Below are 2,719 nucleotides of genomic sequence, written 5' to 3'. Positions count from 1 at the left end.
GCGTCAAGTCTTCCTCATCTTCTACAAACAGTATCTTATTGCTCATCTTTGCTGAATTTAATGGTGAATATCGAGCCTTTTCCTTCCACACTATTAACCTTTATGTCCCAGCCCATTTTGTCGAGAATACACTTTACATAATATAGTCCTATGCCATACCCGCGGACATCCTGACGGTTGCCATGCGGCACACGGTAGAACTTATTGAACAGATAGGGAATGGATTTTGACGGAATGCCGATGCCGTTATCTCTAACCGAAAGGTCATGGTTGTCGCCGGTTATTGTTATCTCAACACTCTCGTCGGAGTATTTGATTGCATTGTCAATCAGGTTGTTCAGCACATTTGCCAAATGCGTCTTATCAGCTTCTACGACGATATTGTCAGCCACGTTCACATTGATGGTTATATCCTTATCGCCTCTCATACGCTGGGCGGCGGCGATTTCTTCTACAAACTCACGCAGCGGTATATCTTCCGGTCTGAGTTTCATAGCCTTTCGGCGTTCCATACTCATTGCAAGGATATTTTCAACAAGTTCGCCAAGTCTTTTCAGTTGTTTGTTTGCAATCGTCAGATACTTTGTCTTTTTGTCGGGGTCATTGGATGTGTCGTAATTGAGCAGAGCATCATTGGCGGAATATGCTATGGCAATAGGCGTTTTCAACTCATGGGTCATATTGCTGACAAAATCATCTTTCATCTCCTCTATGGTGCGCAACCGTGAGACTGTGCGGAAGAGATACCAAAACGCCAGAGAGAATGCAACCATCAGAAGAAATACCGTAATAATGATTCCAAACATCTGCGAAAGTATATGGCGGGTCAGTGGTGTCATATATGCCTTGTAATATATTCCCTCGTCAGGATTGATATTGAAGCTGAATGAATCCAATCCTGATTCTCCGTTGAATTTGGGATTGCCGCAAATCACGGAATCGTTACTGTTAACAACTTCCACACATAGGAAATCCGGATATATGAACCTATTGGAAAGTTGATTATATAAGACGCTATCCATAACCTCCATATCGTAAGGGATGTATCTATCCATTATAGCGTGAAATTGCCGGCTCATAGCATCAACCATCTGATTGGAATAGGACGCGTTTTCAGATAACATCGCGCGCTCTTCAATAACAGTTCCGTCAGCTTCAGTCCGGACTGATATGAGTTGACCGTTTTCATCTCTATATGTTGTTGCCTCCGCTTTTCTTGGAGCCTGTTTCTCTTCAACTTCTTCCTGCATTTGTACATTTGATGCCAATGCCTGCGCCCTCCCTGCCCGAAACATTAGGTCGTCAATATCTGCATCGGCCAAAGCAGTCATTACATCGCGTTCGACATTACTTCTTATAGAATTATACAGGCTTACGAGATAATAGACATTGCAGCTGAAAATAACTGCAATGACAACAATAAACGTAGTCGAGATAGTCTTAAAGCGTTTCATAATGCGAAGTTACTAATAATCCGTCACACAATTGTTTAGTAACACTTCAATTTAAGACTAAATAAGGGAGCATTTAAGACTAAATAAGGTTGAGAATTATCTGCCAAAGACCATATGCCTGTAATTTTGCATCAAACAAAAACGAAACAGCTATGAGGAAAGGTATATTATTCGCTTCATTCATTACGTTCATATCGGCTGTGGCTCAGACGGAAGCAACTGATACAATTTCTACCAGACAGCTCGATGAGGTTGTTGTAAAGGGAGAGAAACCACAAGTCAAAGGTAAGGACGGAATTATGGTAGTCGACCTCCCCGGAATAGTCAAGGACAAGCCTGTGACCAATATCCTTGAGGCTCTCGGTTATATGCCCGGCGTCACAAACAACAACGGTATGATATGGCTCACGGGAGCTTCAAATGTCACTATTATTCTCAATGGCGAGCTTACCAATATGCCGCTCCAGAATCTTTATCAACTTCTCTACAACACTCCGGTTGACAGGCTGAAAAACGTGGAGATTATGTATTCCGCCCCGGCTAAGTATCATGTTAATGGTGCCGTAATCAATGTGGTTCTGAAAACTCCGACGCCTCTCGACGGCTTGCAGGGACAGGTCAGAGCCGGATATAATCAAGCCCACTATGGTTCGTATGGCGGTGTACTTGCAGCCACATACGCTATAAAAGACTGGACTTTCGACCTAAACTATGGACTGACACGTAGTAAATCGTGGAGCCGCGAGGAAACATGGTCGAATCATCTTTATGATGGTAAACGGACTATGATTGAGGATGATATGCGCAGAATCGGTCAGAACTGGAACAATACCATATTTGCTTCCGCTTCATGGAAAACGCTTAAACTCACTTACAACGGTCAGATAATCTCCGATTCAAAGAGTTGGAGCCTTTCTTCTGGCACTCTCGGAAACTATACAAATGCCTACAATATGCTGTCCCCTGTCGGCTATCATAACATAGCCTTGCGTTATGCAGCGCCATTTGGTATGACAGTCGGTGGCGATTATACCCACTATTCCGAGAACCGCTCACAGTCATTATTTAAGGATGCCGATTATCTGCTTGGCTCTGAAAATCGTCAGGCGATAGACCGCTGGCATGTGTATGTCGACCAACAGCATCAGCTTGGACAGTGGCAACTGAACTATGGCGCGGAATATCAACACTCAAAAGATCACAGTTCACAACACTACGCAATGTCCGACAATCCTGATTTCGATGATATTCTCAACGAAGATGTG

2 protein-coding genes are annotated in these 2,719 nt (G+C 43.5%); one reads left to right on the top strand and one right to left on the bottom strand.

What is annotated here, in order from left to right:
• Positions 1–35 precede the first annotated feature (35 nt).
• Positions 36–1,454, bottom strand: coding sequence for a sensor histidine kinase (locus tag C5O24_RS12295; RefSeq protein ID WP_107681912.1), 1,419 nt, complete (start codon positions 1,452–1,454; stop codon positions 36–38).
• 152 nt (positions 1,455–1,606) lie between these two features.
• Here C5O24_RS12295 and C5O24_RS12290 point away from each other — a divergent pair.
• Positions 1,607–2,719 (top strand): TonB-dependent receptor plug domain-containing protein (locus tag C5O24_RS12290; RefSeq protein WP_369333077.1); only part of this gene is annotated, 1,113 nt, incomplete at its 3' end.

The organism is Paramuribaculum intestinale (assembly GCF_003024925.1).
In the GTDB taxonomy this organism is placed as follows: Bacteria; Bacteroidota; Bacteroidia; order Bacteroidales; family Muribaculaceae; genus Paramuribaculum; species Paramuribaculum intestinale.
The sequence above is the reverse complement of the archived record's forward strand: the minus strand, read 5'-3'. Positions and strand labels throughout refer to the sequence as shown.